Genomic DNA, 18,875 nt, shown 5'->3' with positions numbered 1-18,875 from the left:
GAGGAGTATTCGCTGGAGATGCTTTCGCAAGAAGAAATCAAGGAATTTGAAGCCGTGCAACTGTTTATGGAACGTGCGTTTTTGGTTGCTCCTAAGCTTCAGCCCACGCTGGAAAACTTGCAGCTTGTAGGTGCCATATGCAAAAAAATAGAAGGGATTCCGTTAGCCATTGAGCTTGCGGCTTCCAGAATGAGCATATTGACATTGGAACAGATGGAAGAACGTCTGGCGAGTCTGCTGACATTATTGACTGCTGGATGAAAAGCTCGTTGAGAAATATGCGAAGGCATTTGGCAAACCCGCATTGACAGTGCATTTTTTGAGACATTCATTCGCAACTCGTTATCACCTGGAGAACAATAACGTACCTAGGTTGAAGAATCAGTTAGGGCATTCGTCTATACAAACAACCATGATCTATACACATTTGTCTGATGAAGAAATGAGAACTGCAGTTAATAATATGGATAAGTGAGCAATTTCCAACGTAAGGAAACATGAAATCAGTGACACAAAATCCCACTATAATAAGTGAGAACTATGCAATTTTACATCCAACATAAAATTACATAATGATTTTTCAATGATAGCACAAGGAATAAAGTTAAAGAGGGTGCTTTGGTATCGAAAACAAGGGGAGTTTTGTGTCAATCAACAGTTTATGTTAAGGCATTTTTATCTCCGAAGATCATGCTATACATATGTACAAAATACGGGTTTTGTGAATATGTCTGAAGAGAACCTTATAGATGTAGTTTTCTGCTGCAACTGTTGTTGTACATTGACACAAAATCCCCTACTAAAATGACACAAAGTTCCCTACTTTAGTAGAATACAAAGAGATTGTCTGTAGTTACTCCAACTGATGAGAGCAGCGAATCATCGCAAAGTGATTTTAGGTGAGTGTAGTTATGAAATAGCTCGACTATATCTAAGGTTATTGAAAATGCGAAACCATTATTAATACGACCCAACTGCGGTCCGCTTAAGCGAATTCCCTCTTTGCAGAAGCGCAAGTTGTCGCGGGTTCGATAGATCTGGTCGGCCAGCACCGCTTTGGGATAATAACCAAATCTGGCGCGGTAACGCTCTACGGCGTCCTGCAATGTCTGCCCTTCGTTGTAGCTATCCCACGACAGATGCTCGCGGAAAGCGTAGCCGTTCACCACGCTAATCGCCAGCTTCTCTCCGAACTCGACGTTTGCCCTGGCTTTGCCGCGCACGATCGGTCTGACATGTGGCTGTGCGATACTGACAATCCGATCCGATATGCTGTGTGTCCGCTTGTCATACATCGTTTGCTGCTGACGATAAAGCTCTTGAATGACCAGCAGTTCCTTGTACAAACGCCGCGGCAGGCCGCTCGTCATATCGGCGAGTTCGGCGATCATGCGCAGATCACGGGAAACGAACCTGAGCTGCTTGCCGATCGCTTTTCGTATCGCGCGCGGCTTCACGCGCCGCTGCTTGGCAACCGCCAGATAGGCTTTGCGGGCACACTCTCGGTATGTTCTGGGCTTGCGGGTCTTTCCACGTTCCGGTTCGTGCAGGATGTCGATGATCTTCTCCAGCTTTTCTCTGGCCTGATTCAGTAACGACAAATCCGTCGGGTAGGCGATATCCGCCGGCGCGCAGGTAGCGTCCAGCAGCAGTTCGCCCTCGTTCGTCAGTTCCATCTGCTGTGGCTGCGTTTCTGAAGGCTTACCGGACGCTGCGTCAGTTCCGCTGCCAGGTTCATCGTCGTCCGATGAATCATCCGACACTTGCGCGCTTCTTCCAGAGCGATCCATTCATTCACTTCATCCAGAATTTCGCCACCCAATCGCTTGCGGAAATGCGTCATGAGAGAATGATGAAACGGACGGCGGTACCGATATTCCGGCAGACCGAGGAAGTACTGCAGATACGGGTTCTCCAGAATCTGACGAAGTGTCTCCCGATCATCGGTGCCAAGCCGCTCCTGGATGATGAGTGCGCCGAGCGCGATACGGATCGAAACGGCTTTTTGGCCCTTGAGGCTTTTCTTGAAGTTTTTCGCATACTTCTCTTCGAGCATCCACCACGGAATCATCTGGGCCAGCAGCACCCAGCGGTTATCTTCTGCGAGCTTTCCGCCGAACGGCAGAAAAAAGTCGACGGGCAGGTTCATCTGGTTCTCGGTTCGCTGATACAATCCTGACGCCTCCAAGTGCACGGTTTTTCACGGGGCTGCCCCGTTTTCCTTCGACATAAGAGGCCCTAAACCCTTGTGCCTGTTGGAGTTTTGATTCGTTCAGCAAGCCCTAGGTAAACCGTGTCCTATGGGCATCGGCGCACGTGTTTAGACTCCGATGCCGCGAGGCTCATTGTCAAGGCGAATACGTTGTTTACATGTCTTCGATGTACACGCCCTTGATAATCAAGGATTTTCTAAAAGCGAGTTGAGATAATTAACGAAAATATACGCTAAGTATTAAACGGATTAATGACCCTTTGGCGGCTCAAACATCATATTGTTTAACTGGTTCACAAAAATACCTTCGTTCGGGCCCGGGTTGTTTCGAAATACTTTCGCTTCTTCCACTAGAACCTCGTCCGCATCCGTACCAAGTACCTTCATCGTTTCATCAATGAATGATGCTAGTAGCATAGAGCTCGGATCGTTATTGAAATACGTTTGAACCCCTGGCGGCGCAATTTCCAGGATTTTCACCGATGTGTCTTTAAGCATGTACCGTTGGGATAGCGTATAGGAATGGAGCGCTGCTTTCGTCGTAATACAGAAACATGAAAATAATTCCAATAGGACGTAGGTTCTACTTTCTTGAAATTCTTAATTAGACTGGAAAGAGGCTAAGTCTACAGGTCATTAAAGTCAACCTAAAAACTTAGCCTCTTGATTTCATATTAAATTTTAAATAAACTTCAGTCTTCACATAACATTGTCTGCAAAGTCGATGAGACTACTATTTATTACTGCTGCTACATCCCTTTTGTAATCGTGTATAAAAAAATGATCCCCGTCAAACATATGAATTTTACAACTTTTGGACGTATAATCATGCCATTTTGCAACGTCAAAAATAGTGGCTCCCTTTTCTCTTTTTCCCCACAATACACTTATATCGCAGTCAAGCTTAGCGTTTTTTTCAATGTGCCTGTATGTGTCAGTAATTCTAAAATCCGCTCTGAGTATCGGTAAAAACAACTCCATTAATTCATTGCTTTTCAGAACCTCTTTGGGCGTGCCTCCCAGCTTAAATACCTCATCCACAAACTCCTTATCCGGCAAATCATAGAGTACCTTCTTCTTACTTACAAAACCCGGAGGATATCTGCCGGAAATAAACATATGGACAGGATATGGATGTCCGAGCTCCTTTATTCTATAGGCAAGTTCATATACAAGTACACTGCCCATACTGTGGCCAAACAACGCATAAGGTTGTTCTTCAAGGTTGCTTATGATAATACGGTGTATATCTTCAAGCGCTTCCTCAACACTTCCGTAAAACGGTTCACCAATCCTGCTGCCTCTTCCCGCAAGCTCAATCGGGAAAAGCTCAATCCTATCATGCAAGTATTGTTCCCAATATTTATATACTGCTGCAGAACCTCCTGCATACGGCAGACAAAACAATTTAATCTTATCCATTATATCTACCCCTTATATCTGAACTATTGGTTGATCTCTTCCAATATTTCTTTAATAATAGCCGCATTTTTATCTATATATCCTGTACTTAACATATCAAAATGACTGCCAAATCCGTTATATACTTTGAACTCTCCCGTTGTTGCCTCTCTCCATCCTTCACATAAATCAGCTTCACCTTCATTGTCTTGCTGCTGTGATATAATAAGATGGATATTGGAGTTTATCTGTCCCGAGTTTATAACACTTCTAGTGTATTTATGATAATTTCTCATTCTTTCAATGGCCTTTTCAATAACTGCCTGGTTATCTCCAAACATGCCTTTTATAAGTTTCTCATTTTCTTCTATAAATTCTTTATCCTGTTGCTCAGCAAGTTTCTTAGCATCTTCGCTTTCTTCCTCAATAAGGACAAATGATTTAGCCGAATCCAGAAAGATTATATCGGATACATGATGTCCAGTTTCAATTAATACTTTAGCAACTTCAAATGCCAGATTACCTCCTGCCGAGTAACCAAATAGAATATATGGGCCCTCGGGTTTGACAGAAGTAATTGCCTTCACATACTCCTCCATCCTGCTCTCATTTTCTATAAAGTCAAAGGAATATATGGAATAAGCATTCATTTGTTTTGATAAACTACCATAAGCTATTCCATTTCCTCCTCCTGGAGGGAATGCAAACATAAGACTCTCCATTGCTGAATTAAAATGAATTGCCGGACTTGGTGTAATATAATCATTGGCGTACGTATTGTGTATAAAACGGGCAATTTCCTTTATGGTTGGGGCCATATAAAAGTCTTTTAGTGGTACCTCAACATTTAACTGTTCATAAATTCTGCTTATAAGGGATATTGCCTTCAGTGAGTATCCTCCCAGTTCAAAGAAGTTATCATTCACACCAATTTTTTGTACTCCAAGGGCATCATGCCACAGCAGTGCAAGCTTCTCCTCAACTTCACCGCAAGGCTCTACATACTCTACTGATGTAGCTAAAGTACCGTCATTTTGGGGTAAATTATTCCGATCTATTTTGCCATTGGCTGTCAAAGGCAGCTTTTCCAGCTGAACAAAGTATTGTGGTATCATGTAATCGGGAAGTTCTTTTAAGAGAAGCGCCCTTAAATCTGATATTGTAAATTCACTTTCCCCTGCTATATAAGCACACAAATACTTGTTGCCCTCCTGGTCTGTCTTTGCAATTACCGCAGCTTCTTTTATTGAAGGATGCTTTAATAGCTGCACTTCTATTTCCCCAAGCTCTATCCTAAAGCCCCTAATCTTTACCTGATGGTCTACTCTGCCTATAAATTCGATGTTTCCGTCAGGAAGCCACCTTCCAAGATCACCGGTACGATACATTCTTTCTCCAGAGCTGAAAGGATTAGCTACAAATTTTTCCGTAGTCAATTCAAGTTTGTTCAAATAGCCTTTTGCCAGCCCATCTCCAGATATATATATTTCACCAGTTGTATTAACCGGTAAGATATTCATGTCTTCATTAAGTATATATATCTTATAATTCTGCAATGGCATACCTATAGGTATACTTGTTAGATTTCTCACCTTCTCACGGCTTAAATGGTAATAAGTTGAATCTACGCAGCATTCTGTTGGACCATAAACGTTTGTTATAGTAGGGTTATTATCTTTAAACCGATCATAGAAACCTTGTATACCTTTACATGAAAGTTCTTCCCCTCCGATAATAAACTGCATAACTGAAAGACTTTCGCCAGGCCTGGCAGTATCTGTTAAAAGCTTTATATGTGCTGGTGTTCCGTCTGAAACAGCAATTGAATTCCTGTTATAGTACTTTAGAAGGCCCTCACCATCTAGCCTTGTATCCTCAGGAACTATAAACAGCGTATGGCCAAGGAGAGAAGCCGCAAATATTTGTTTTACAGATGCGTCAAAAAAGTAAGGGGACACAAGGGCAACATTTAAATAATTATCATAATTTTCATAGACAAGCTTTCTTAGTCCATAAACCAAGTTAACTACACTTCGATGCTCTATCATTGAACCCTTCGGAACTCCAGTAGATCCCGATGTATAAATGATATAAGCTAAGTCCTCTGGTTTATTTATTTTATCAAGGTTTTCAGCACTTCCAATGTATATTTCAGGGGAATCAAGCAGTAATATATTACCGTAAAACTCTGCTTTATCCGCTAAATGTGATTGCGTCAACAGCATAGTTGCATTACTATCTTCCAGTAATTTTTTTATTCTTAGTTCAGGAAGTTTGGTTGAAATTGGTAAATAGACACCTCCTGCTTTTAAAATTCCCAGTATTCCAACCTGCATATCTACGGATCTTTCTACCATTATTCCAACTATGCTGTTTTGCTTTACACCATTACTTCTTAGTGCTCTGGCAAGCTGATTTGCCTTTTCATTGAGCTGCCTGTAGGTTAATTGCTTGTCCTCAAACACTACAGCTACATTATCAGGTGTCCTTTCCACTTGGTCTTGGAACAGCTCATGTAGAGTCTTATCCCTAGGGTATTCTGCCTTTGTATCATTAAAACTATTTAGTATTTGCTGTTTTTCATCCTGAGATAGTATATTTATTTCGGACAGCATCTTTTCGGGGTAAGCTGTGATCTCTTCCAGTACATTGATGAAATGGACCCTAAGTTTTTCTATTGTCTCTTTCTTAAACAGACGAGTAGCATACTTTAACCCAAATACAATATTATTCTGGGTCTCTTGGGCGTTTAGGGTCAAATCAAATTTGGACGCCCTGAACTCATTATCATAGGGCATGAACCTTAGCCCATTCATCTTAAATTCTGATGCTTCTTTATTTTGCAAGACAAACATAGTATCAAACAGCGGATTTCTGCTCAAATCCCGCTTAATGCTAAGCTTCTCCACAAGTTCCTCAAATGGGTAATCCTGGTTTTCATAAGCCCTTAGAGCGTTTTCTTTTACTACCCTCAAAAACTCGCTGAAATTCTTTTTACCTTGAGGGTAATTCCTCATAGCTAGGGTATTGACAAACATGCCTATGATGTCCTGCAAATCTGTATGTGGCCTTCCTGCTATAGGGCTTCCAATTACGACATCTTCCTGTCCGGTGTATTTGAAAAGAAGCACATTGTATGAAGCTAGAAGCACCATATACAGTGTTGCTCCATGATCCACGGCAAGCTTGTTCAGTTTATGTGCAAGTTCCCGGCCTGTTTCAAAACTGACCATATCGCCTTCAAAACTCTGTATAGCCGGCCTTGGGTAGTCTACCGGCATATCAAGTACTGGTATTTCTCCCCTAAATGCCTGGAGCCAGTATTCTTCTTGTTTACTGATTGTGCCGTCAGCAAACAATTTATTCTGCCATACGGAATAGTCCTTGTACTGAATCTGAAGTGCTGGAAGATTCATTCCTTCATACAAGCTTATGAATTCTCTTACCAGTATTTCATCCGACACCCCGTCAGATATGATATGGTGTTTATCAAGCATCATGACATGCCTGTCTTCTCTAATTTTTACGAGCCCTGCTCTTAGTAAAGGAGCCTTGCCAAGGTCAAATGGCCTTATGAATTCATTTGCTGCTTCTGAGGCTTTTTCTTCGCCGGTTTCCATGTACATGATACTAAATTCCACCTCATCATGGACCTTCTGCACCGGTTCACCATCTACCATATGGAAGGAGGTCCGGAAAGCCTCATGCCTTTTTACCAGCTGATCTAAGGCTTTCTCAAAACGTTCTATATCAATACTGCCTTCTAACAACATAAACTCTGGCATATTGTATGCCACCCTTGCTCCTTCAAGCTGATTTAATATATACAGCCTTCTTTGGGAAGACGACATAGGATAGTATTCCATTTCTCCAGTGGGCTGGATAGATTGATAAATACTCTCTTGGGCTTCCTGGATGTACTTGGCAATTTCTGCAATTGTCGGCAGCTTGAATATCTCCTTAAGAGATATATTTACATTGAACTCTTTGTGAATTTTGGCTGCAAAGTTTATTGCTTTTAATGAGTGCCCCCCAAGCACAAAGAAATTATCATTTCTCCCTATTTTCTCAACCCCCAGGATATCCTGCCACAATTGTACAAGCTTCTCTTCCACTTCACCTGAAGGTGCTTCATACTCTACTCCAGTATTTAAATGAGCAGCAGGGTGGGGCAAGTTCTTCCGGTCTATCTTACCATTGGCTGTCAAAGGCATTTCATCCAGCTGCATGAAGTATGCCGGAATCATATACTCGGGCAATTCTTTTGAAAGGCATTCCCTTAGTTCAGTTATTGTCAGTTCATTTTCCCCAACGAAATATGCACACAGATCCTTGTTCTTCTGTTGGTCTTCCTTTACAATAACCACAGCTTCTTTTATTGAAGCATGTCTTAATAGCTGAGCCTCTATTTCTCCAAGTTCTATTCTAAATCCCCTTATCTTTACCTGGTGGTCCATCCTGCCTAAAAATTCTATATTCCCGTCAGGCAGCCATCTTGCCAAGTCCCCAGTACGATACATTCTTTCTCCCTTTATAAACGGGTTAGATACAAATCTTTCTGCAGTAAGCCCCGTCTTGTTTAAATAGCCTTTGGCAAGACCATCCCCAGATATATATAATTCCCCAGCGATACCTATAGGATTTACTTCTAATTTCTTACCAAGTATATATGCTCTGGTGTTTGGCAAAGGACGGCCTATGGGGATATTATCCAATCTACTAAGCCCCGCCGCAGTAATCAAATATTCCGTAGAATCCACACAGCATTCGGTAGGACCATAAACATTTGTGATGCAAGGTTGCACATCCTCAAATCTGCTTAGGAAGTCTTTTACTGCATCAAATGGAAGAACATCTCCGCCTATAATAAAATGTCTCACTTTTAGGTTATTATCTATAGGAGGAGAATTTAACATCATATTTACGTGTATGGGCGTTCCATCCGAAATATCAATCCTATTTTCACTATAGAAGTCCAGCAGCTTTTTACCGTCTTTCCTTGCTTCCTCCGGTACAATGTACAATGCATGCCCCATTAGCAGTGCTGCGAAAATCTGCTGCACCGAAGCATCAAAAACATAAGGGGCAATGAGGCAAACATTCAACGGTGATTCATATTTGCTATATATTCTCTGGAACAGACCCTCTACCAGGTTTAATACACTCTTATTATCAATGCAAACACCTTTAGGGTTTCCCGTTGAGCCAGAGGTATAGATGATGTACGCTGTATCACCAGGCTTATTTATACATTTTATATTCACATCGTTTATAAAATTATAATCATAATCAGATAAATCAATAATCTCACCATCGAAATCATCACGATCCATAAGATGATTTTGGGTGAGTAAAATTTTGGCCTTGCTGTCCTCCATCATATACCTTTTTCTTTCCAATGGATAATTAAGATCTACAGGAAGGTACGCCCCCCCAGCCTTGATTACTGACATTATACCTATAACCATTTCAGGCGAGCGGTCCACCATTATGCCTACAATATCATCAGGCTTTACTCCCTTTTCTCTTAATGCCCTGGCCAATTGGTTTGCCTTTTGATTCAGTTCTCGGTAGGTTAATTGTTTACCTTCAAAAACCACTGCAATATGATCAGGAGTCTTTTTCACTTGCTCCTCAAACATTTGGTGTATGGTTTTATCCAGGGGATATTCGAGAGCAGTATCGTTAAAGCTGTATAATACTTGCTGTTTTTCTTCCTGTGATAACATTTCGATTTCATAAAGCCTTTTTTCGGGGTATGCTGCAATTTCTTCCAGCAAATTGATGTAATGAGCCCCAAGTCTTTCAACTGTTTCTTTCTTAAACAGTCTTGTACAGTATTCGAGTTCAAAGGCTATACCATCCTCAGTCTCAAATGCATTTAAGGTGATGTTAAATTTTGATATTCTGCCTTCTATCCCTTTGTTGTACGGCTTGAAGCTTAGATCAGACGTTATGAGCTCTGCTTTTCCAACATTGTATATGGCAAACATGGTATCAAAGAGGGGATTCCTGCTCATATCCCTCCTTATGTCCAGCTTATCCACTAATTCTTCAAACTGATAGTCCTGATTGTCGTATGCTTTCAAAGCATTTTCTTTAACTTCTTTCAAGAATTCAATAAAAGTCTTTTCTCCTTGCGGGTGGTTTCTCATGGCCAGAGTGTTTACAAACATACCTATGATGTCTTGAAGGTCAGCATGAGGCCTTCCAGCTATAGGACTTCCCACAATAATATCTTCCTGTCCAGTGTATCTAGATAACAGCACATTGTATGCAGCAAGAAGCGTCATATATAATGTAGCTCCATTGTCTGATCCAAGCTTGTTAAGTCTAACCGCAAGCTCGCTATCAGCTTCAAAGCTGATGTAGTCTCCTTCAAAGCTTTGTACTGCGGGTCTTGGGTAGTCGGTGGATAAATCCAGCACAGGGATCTCTCCCTGAAAGGTCTGGAGCCAGAATTCCTCCTGCTTACTTATGGCAGCTCCTGCAAACAATTCCCTCTGCCAAACTGAGTAGTCCTTGTACTGTATACGCAGTGGAGGAAGTATTTTCCCTTCATATAAGCTTATAAACTCTCTTACCAGTATGTCGTTGGACACTCCATCCGATATGATATGATGCATGTCAAACACCATAATATGTCTGGCTTCTCCAATCTTTACAAGTCCAACTCTTAATAGTGGAGCCTTTCCAAGGTCAAAGGGCCTTATGAATTTCTCCACTATTTCGGGAACCTTCGCTTCACTGGTTTCCAGGTACATGATACTTAGGTCCGCCTTGTCATGGACTTTCTGAGACAGCTCTTCCTCGATCATATGGAAGGAGGTTCGAAAGCTCTCATGCCTTTCTATCAGACTATGAAAAGCCTGCTCAAAACGTGCTTTATCAACAGTACCTTCCAGCAATATTATGCCAGGTATATTGTAGGCGATTCCAGCTCCTTCAAGCTGGTTTAATATATATAGTCTTTTCTGGGCGGATGACATGGGATAATATTCCATATCCCCAGCACGTTGAATGGACTGATATAGGCTCTCCTTTGAGTCTTCAATGTAGCTGGCAATTTCTAAGATGGTTGGTGTCTTGAATATTTCCTTAAGAGGTATGTCTACATTGAACTCTTTGTGAATTCTTGCTACAAGGCTTGTTGCCTTTAACGAGTGTCCTCCGAGCATAAAGAAGTTATCATTTCTTCCTACCTTCTCTATTCCAAGGATGTCCTGCCACAGCAGCGCAAGCCTTTCCTCCACTTCACCTGAAGGCGCTGCATACTCTGTTCCTGTATTTATTCTTCCATCAGGCAGCGGCAGCGCCTTTCTGTCCAATTTTCCATTTATGGTTAACGGTACTTTTGCTATCTTCATAAAATAGGATGGAATCATATAATCGGGCAGCTCTTTAGATATAAGCTCCCTTATTTCGGTCACTGTCACTTCTCGGTCAGACACTATATAAGCGCAAAGATACCTGCCTACACTTGAATCCTCCCGGTCAATGACCACCGCCTCATTTATATCAGCATGCTTCAAAAGGGCTGCTTCTATTTCCTCAAGCTCGATTCTATACCCTCTTATTTTAACCTGGTGGTCTTTTCTGCCGGCAAATGCAATATTCCCGTCAGGAAGCCACTTTGCAAGATCTCCTGTTTTATACATCAGTTCTCCAGGCATAAATGGGTTCGGTACAAACTTTTCCCTGGTAAGTTCCGGTTTTTTCAAGTATCCTCTCGCCAATCCTGCCCCGGAAACACAGAGTTCACCCTCAACACCTATGGGCTTAAGATTATTGTTTTCATCAACTATAAACACCCGGGTATTGGTAATAGGTTTACCAATAGGTACCGACTTATCGGCCGTCTCACAATCATCTGCTTTCCATACCGTTGCACATACGGTTGTCTCAGTAGGTCCATAAGCATTTATATATGAAATCCTGTTGCTCCATTTCTTTAAAAGTTCGAGAGTGGAAGCCGAACCTGCTGCAATTACCTTCTTTAAGGAAGTTACTTTTTCCGGGTCCAGATTTGCCAGATACGGAGGTGGTAAAGTAGCAATAGTTATCTCATTTTCATTTAGGTATTCTTCAAATCTTCGGTAGTCATTGATAATATCGCCTGAAGATATATATAGTGTTGCTCCTGCCAATAGTCCCATAAATATTTCCCAAACTGCAGCGTCGAATGAAATTGATGCAAATTGAATAATCCTATCGCTTTCACTTACATTTAAGCGGGTCTTGAAAAACGCCTCCAGATTTGCTACCCCTTTATGTTCTACCATAACCCCTTTAGGTTTTCCTGTAGACCCAGATGTATAAATGATATATGCCAAATTTTGCGGTGAACATACCACTTCCAGGTTCATAGGGTTTCCGGCATAAAGGCTTTCATCTTCTATGTCTATATACTTCCCGTAAAACTCCACTTTCTCCAGGAATTGCTTTTGGGAAATCAGCACCCCTATCTCGCTGTCCTCGAGTAAATATTCGATTCTTGCCTTAGGGTAGTCAGGATCTATAGGCATATATGCCCCTCCGGCTTTAAGTATGCCAAATATACCTATGACCATCTCCAGTGAGCGTTCTACCATAATACCCACTATGCTGTCTGGTTTAACTCCCTTATCCCTCAACACTCTTGCAAGCTGATTTGACTTCTCATTGAGTTCCCTATAGGTTAGCTGCTTACCCTCAAACACCACTGCCGCATTGTCAGGTGTCTTCACCGCTTGTTCCTCAAATAGTTGGTGAATGGTCTTTTCCCTGTGGTATTCCTCCGTTGTATTATTGAAGCAGTGTACTATTTCTTTCTTTTCCACTTCGGTGAGTATATCAATATTCCTAATATGCATATCGGGATTATCGGTTACAATTTCTATTACCGACTGAAAATGTCCCTTGATTTTTTCTATGAAATTACCATCATATACCAGTGAGTTGTAACTGAATTTAATAGATAATTCCTTACCGCCATCAACGAGTATCCCAAAATCATAATTCGTCTGCTCGAATATTTCCATTCCAACTACATTTAAAATGCCATTACTGGATGAAGCATTAACCGCTTCATCCATAGGGTAATTTTCAAAAGCCATGACATGATGTATCAAGGCATCTTTCAAGCATGTTTTTGACTGCACATCCGCCAGAGGATAGAAACTGTACCGGTCAGATTCAAGCACCGATTGCTGCATCTCTTTGATCAGTTCGGTAAAAGTTTTATCCTCATCACAACTCACCCTTACTGCAACGGTATTTATAAATAAACCCACCATGCTCTCAATTCCCTGTATTTCATGAGGCCTTCCCGATACCACCTCACCAAACACCACATCATCGGTATTGTTATACCGCTGTAATAATATCCCCCATATGGTCTTTATAATGGTACTCATGGTTGTATTGTTTTTGGCTGCAAACTTCTCAAGATCGCTAGTTATTTGTTCAGATATTTTAAACTCCGTTTCTTCAATCCTGAAATCATCACTTGCAGACCTGCCGTTTTGGGGAAGGACTGTCTGATGCTCGTAACCTTTAAGATAGGTTTCCCAGTAATCTGCGGCCTCGTTCTGATTTCTGCCTTCCAACCATTTGATATAGCGGCTGTAAGGATATACCTTTCCTGACTCCGGCTCCCGGCTATTCATCAGGGCTTCATAGTTTTCCATAAATTCTCTAAATATATTTGCGAGACTCCACCCATCAATAATGATGTGATGAAAGCTCCATACCATGTTATAAGATTGGTAGCCTGTTTTAATTACACTTAATCTTGTTAAAATATCCCTTGATAAGTCAAAGCCCTTTTTTCTGTCTTTAACCCTGTATTCTTCTATATACCTATCCCTTAGTTCTTCGGCAAGGGAGGTAATATCCTCATAGCTGACAGACAGCTTTCTTTCCTTCATGACTACTTGTAAGGGCTTGGCTACATTTTCATACAAAAAAATTGTTCTCAAAGCGTCATACTTTTCAATAATGATATTAACGCTCTTTTCAACACAATCAATGTCCAGGATACCTTTTATAGAAAGTGATATCTGCTCAAAGTAGGCGTCTGAATTTTTATCCATCATATAGTGGTACAATATCCCTTGCTGCATAGGAGTGAGCCGGTACATATCTTTTATATTTTGTTTCTTCAAATCACTCATAAGTACTCCTCCTTAAATACAAACTCTTTTTATTCGAAGTTTTTCAATACGTCTTCAAACTCATCCATATTCAGATCGTCTACTGTAAAATCACTGAGTGTAGCTTCTGAATAGTCCATTTCTGCACAATGGGTTATTATGTTTACTAAATGCTTTTTAAAACTCACCGCTACCCCTTCAATAGTACTCTTCTCATACTCTCCCTGGTTGTAGCTAAAGTTTAATTCCAGCTTCCCGCCTTCTACAGTTCCGCCGTTAATATCAATACAATACTCACTTTTATAGTTTGGTCCTGTAGACTCTCCGGCAGGAATATCAGACACTCCAAATAAATTGTCTACATTATCCTGGTTGAATTGACCGAGGTAATTGAAGCTTATTTCAGGGTTTAGATTAAAGTTTAAATCGGCTTTGTTTTCCGGCAAGGTAAGATATTTTAGTATGCCGTAACCTATCCCTTTGTTAGGTATCTGCCTGATGTTTTCTTTTACCGATTTGATCATGCGGGAAATATCGAGTTGTCCGCTGACATCTAACACCACGGGATACTGGGTGGTGAACCATCCCACGGTCCTGCTTATGTCAATGTCTTTAATGATTTCCTCCCTGCCGTGCCCCTCCAGACTGATCAGAACCTTATCATTTCCGGTCCATTCCCTCACTGCTAATCCCAAGGCGGTAAGCAATATGTCGTTTACTTCTGTGTTATAAGCATGGTTTACCCGCTTTAGCATCTTCTCAGTCTCTTCAATACTCAGCTCGATCTTGACGCTATTGTTATTCATATACCTTCTTTCTTCAATCTCTCGGTCTTTTGGAAGCGGTATTGTTTCAGTTTTTTCCAAATTGGTCCAGTAATTTATTTCTTTTAATAGTTCAGGGCTATTGGCATACTCATCAAGCCTCTGTGCCCAATCTTTGAAAGAGTCGGTCTTGTTGCTGAATTTTATTTCATCATTGTTTAGCGCCTGTCTGTATCCTATGTCCAAATCTTCCAGTATGATTCTCCACGATACCCCATCAACTACAAGGTGGTGAATAGCTATTAGCAGGTGGTCCCCTTCTTTAGTCTTAAACAGACCAACCTTAACTAAAGGACCGTTATACAAGTCCATGCTCCTCTGAATCCTCGACGCTTCCAGCTCTATTTTTTCCCGGTAATTATAGCTGTCCCTAAGGTCTACAATTTCCAATGAAAAATGTTCACCTTCAAGGTTTTTGTTGTATTGGAGTATATTTTGATCCTCTATTTTTACCACTGTTCTAAAAATATCGTGGTGCTCTACAAGCTTTGACAATACTTTTCGAATAATAGCTTCTTCAAATCCGTTACGCCCATATATCATTATTTCCTGATTAAAATGATGAATATCCTTGCTGTCTTGTTTATACAACCATCTTTGTATAGGTGTTATCGGTACTATGCCTTCTACCGGGCCTTGATGAATTCTTCGGCTTGTAGATTGTATATATTCGACGAGTTCCTCAATTACAGGATGTTTGAATAAGTCCCGCATTTCAAGCTTTAGCCCATGGACGTTAAGACGCGACATTACCTGTATGGCTTTTATTGAGTCTCCTCCAAGGCTGAAGAAATTATCTTTTACCCCGATGTTTTCAGTTTTTAGTACGTCTTCCCATACTTTGGCCAGTATTTCTTCTCTTTCGTTTCTAGGAACTACATGCTCTACTCCGGTATTAATATTCCCCTGTGGTTCAGGCAATGCTTTCCGATCAATTTTACCGTTGGCATTAAATGGCATCTGTTCCAGCTTCATGAAATACGCTGGTACCATGTAGTCAGGTAGTTCGTTTAAGAGATGCTCCCTTAGCTCGGAAATGGTCAATTCATTTTCCCCTACAATATATGCACACAGGTACTTCTTCCCTTGCTGCTCTTCCTTTGCAATAACCACTGCTTCCTTAATAGCAGTGTGCTTCACCAGATGTGCTTCAATTTCTCCAAGCTCTATTCTAAAGCCTCTTATCTTTACCTGGTGGTCGATCCTGCCCATGAATTCGATGTTCCCATCAGGAAGCCGCCTTACTAAGTCCCCTGTGCGGTACACTTTTTCGCCGGGAATAAACGGGTTAGGTACAAATTTTTCTGCTGTCAGTTCAGGTCTATTCAAATAGCCCCTTGCAAGACCGCTTCCACCTATCACAAGTTCACCGGCCACTCCTACAGGAGTTAATTGGTTGTGCTTGTCCAGTATATAAAGGTATACATTCTGTAAAGCTTTCCCTATAGGTACTGTTATAAGTTCTTCTGCTATTTTCTTTGTTATACTGTAACCCGCTGCATATATCGTGGACTCTGTAGGCCCATAGATATTTTCCAGAGATGTGTTCTCTGAGACATCGAAAAGCTCATGGACAAGCTTTTTGGGCAGCGCTTCTCCAGCAGCAAAAATATACCTGAGAGTTGATGGCAGTTTTATACCATTATCTTTTAAAGTCTGTACCATTATATTCAGCATTGATGGTACAAAGTTTACATGGGTTATCTTATGCTTGTTTATTACCTCTACTAACTCCATAGCTTCCTTTTCCACACCTTGGCGTGATATTACAAGCTTTCCTCCGTTGAGGAACCAGCCAAATATCTCAGCTACGGATACGTCAAAGGTATAAGTTGTTTTAAATAGAAAAGAGTCTTCCGCTTTAAGCGGATACATGGCCTGGAGGGCTGTAATTATGTTTACAACGCTAGTATGCTCAATCATTCCACCTTTGGGCTTCCCTGTCGAACCTGATGTATAAATGACGTACGCAAGGTCCGAGGGTTTGTTTACATTTTCAAGCTTTGAGTTCTCTTCATTTAAATATTCTTCCTCCAGATATATAATATCCGCATCAATCTGCTTATTTTCCATAAAGGTCCTGGAGGTCAAAAGGATCTGGGAACCACTATCGTCCAACAAATACTTTATCCTTGTATCAGGATAATTAGGATCTATCGGCAGATACGCCCCTCCAGCTTTCAATATGGCAAATATCCCCACAATCATCTCAAATGAACGTTCGGCCATAATTCCTACAATACGGTCAGGCTTTACCCCTTTGTTCCTCAATACTCTGGCCAAATGATTTGCCTTTCCGTTCAATTCCCTGTAAGTCAAGTGCTTGTCTTCATATACCACAGCTATGTTGTCAGGTGTCCTTTCCACCTGCTCAGCAAACAGCTCATGTATGGTTTTGTCCTGCGGATAGTCTTTCTTAGTATCATTAAAGTCTATCAGCAACTGCTTTCTTTCTTCATGACTTAATATAATAAGCTTGTCAACTGACCCTTTGGGGTTATGGATAAACATATTTAAAATATTAATAAAATAGTCTATACACTCTTCTGCCTGTTTTCTTTCCAATACTTTGTCCGAGTAGATCAAGCTTATATTAAGATCATCGAATGTATTACTTACTGTAAAGTCAAGACTTGTATTGGTTGCTTCATATTCATCAACTGAAATTCTATCTTTAACATCAGCGATTTCTTTGTTTATTATCTCGTTATATATATGAAAATCCACATAATTGAATATGGTATCAAATAAAGGATTTTCCTCTTTGTTTTCTTTTCCGCCCAGGATATTTATGATCTCAAATAAAGGCAGTCTTCCATAAAGCTTTAAGTTTATTAATTTCTTTTCTGCAACTTTTATCAATTCCTCCCATATATCGATTTTATCAAAACACATTTTGACGGGAACCGTATTTAAGAAGCACCCCAGCATCTTATCTCCATCTTCGCATACAGGTCTGTTATTTTCTACCAAACCTACGACAAAGTCATCCTCGTATGAAAGCATATTGAGCATATAAGTGTATGCAGCAAAGCAAAGTGTCTTTAAGCTTACATCATATCTTCTGGCAGTACTTCTTAAATCACCTAAAAATTCCTGACTTAAATGGCGTGTTACATGGTCTACTTTATAAGATTTTTTTGTTTTTCCATGAATATTTGCAGGCATATTCAACCTTTTATATTCACTTAATTCCTCTCTCCAATAATTAATTACTTCCTGGTTGTCCTTAATTGTCATTTGGTCTGCTATATAATCTTTATAGCTGCATTTAAGCCGTGTTGGTATATAATCTTTTTCTTGCTTAAGCTTAGAGTATAGGTTTGAAACTTCCGTAATCAATGAAGCAACACTCCAGCCATCCAGGATAGCATGGTGGAATATCAGAACCAGACAAATATGGTTTGCGTCAAGTTTGAATATTCTTATCCTCCAAAGGGGCTTTGATATATCAAACGGATTCGCTCTGTCATTTTCCAAATATTTGTTTATATACTCAACCTGCCCTGTCCTGCTAAAATTCATGATATCTATCTGCTCAATATCAAGACTACTGCCCTTGTAAACAATTTGCACAGGAGTTTCAAAATCCTCTAAATTAAAAACCGTCCTTAAAATATCATGTTTTGACGTCATTAGAAGCATCGCTTCTTTAAATGCTGGGAAATCAAAGTCTTTGTCATTCAGATGAAATGCAAATTGGTCATGATAAACTGCATTTTCATAGTCTTTTTTGGAATGATAAATCATACCCAGCTCTATGTGACTCATCGGATATATATCTTCCATGTCCGAAGGTAACTTTTCTGAGAGAGTTTCATTCATCAATATTCGCTGTTTAAATAACTCCAGTTCTTCCCTTGCTTTACCCATCTTACTGTTAAAAGCTTCCGTATCTTTTACTTTTAAGAATGCAGACAATCTCTCAATATCAGGATTCATGTATATATCCCTGATTTGGATGTTTATATCCAACTTTTTGCATATTGTGCTGACTAATGATATTGCACGTATAGAATCTCCGCCTATTTTAAAGAAGTTGTCCCTTATTCCTACCTGTTTTGCTCCAAGCACTTCCTGCCATATTTCAACCAGTTTCTCTTCCACTTCATTCCGCGGCGCTACATATTCTGTTCCCGTACTCATACTTCCGTCAGGCTCGGGCAATGCTTTCCTGTCTATTTTTCCATTAGGGGTCAATGGCAGCTTTTCCATCTGCATAAAGTAAGAAGGGATCATGTAGTCCGGGAGCTCTTTTGACAAGTGTTCCCTCATCCCCTGTACGGTTATTTCTTGATCCGGTAC

Annotated in this window: 5 protein-coding genes and 2 pseudogenes; 2 read left to right on the top strand and 5 right to left on the bottom strand. The window is 40.6% G+C overall.

The genetic code is table 11. The features are described 5' to 3' along the window. Window positions 1-18 precede the first annotated feature (18 nt). Together HFE01_RS05080 and HFE01_RS05075 are read left to right on the top strand one after the other, a co-directional pair. Window positions 19-261, top strand: a complete 243-nt coding sequence (locus tag HFE01_RS05080; RefSeq protein WP_019687305.1) for a hypothetical protein — start codon at window positions 19-21, stop codon at window positions 259-261. Next, window positions 260-475, top strand: a pseudogene (locus HFE01_RS05075) (tyrosine-type recombinase/integrase); the annotation flags it as partial. The gene HFE01_RS05080 and the pseudogene HFE01_RS05075, both read left to right, overlap by 2 nt. Before the next feature lie 490 nt (window positions 476-965). On the opposite strand, the pseudogene HFE01_RS27210 reads toward HFE01_RS05075, so the two are convergent. From HFE01_RS27210 to HFE01_RS05045, 5 genes and pseudogenes are all read right to left on the bottom strand, one after another. Continuing rightward, a pseudogene (locus HFE01_RS27210) lies at window positions 966-2,173 on the bottom strand (IS5 family transposase); the annotation flags it as partial. Between the two features lie 288 nt (window positions 2,174-2,461). Then, window positions 2,462-2,710: a hypothetical protein gene (locus HFE01_RS05060; protein ID WP_019687304.1), complete on the bottom strand. Its 249-nt coding sequence runs from the start codon at window positions 2,708-2,710 to the stop codon at window positions 2,462-2,464. Window positions 2,711-2,911: 201 nt separating this feature from the next. Beyond that, window positions 2,912-3,634, bottom strand: coding sequence for a thioesterase II family protein (locus HFE01_RS05055; protein WP_019687303.1), 723 nt, complete (start codon window positions 3,632-3,634; stop codon window positions 2,912-2,914). Between the two features lie 23 nt (window positions 3,635-3,657). After that, on the bottom strand, window positions 3,658-13,767 hold the full coding sequence (locus tag HFE01_RS05050; protein ID WP_049789211.1) for a non-ribosomal peptide synthetase: 10,110 nt from the start codon (window positions 13,765-13,767) through the stop codon (window positions 3,658-3,660). Window positions 13,768-13,796: 29 nt separating this feature from the next. Further along, window positions 13,797-18,791, bottom strand: a complete 4,995-nt coding sequence (locus HFE01_RS05045; RefSeq protein ID WP_207714826.1) for a non-ribosomal peptide synthetase — start codon at window positions 18,789-18,791, stop codon at window positions 13,797-13,799. Between the last annotated feature and the right edge of the window lie 84 nt (window positions 18,792-18,875).

This window comes from Paenibacillus sp. EKM10P (assembly GCF_011800655.1).
Lineage (GTDB): Bacteria > Bacillota > Bacilli > Paenibacillales > Paenibacillaceae > Paenibacillus > Paenibacillus polymyxa.
This window is presented reverse-complemented; position numbering and strand designations above follow the sequence as displayed.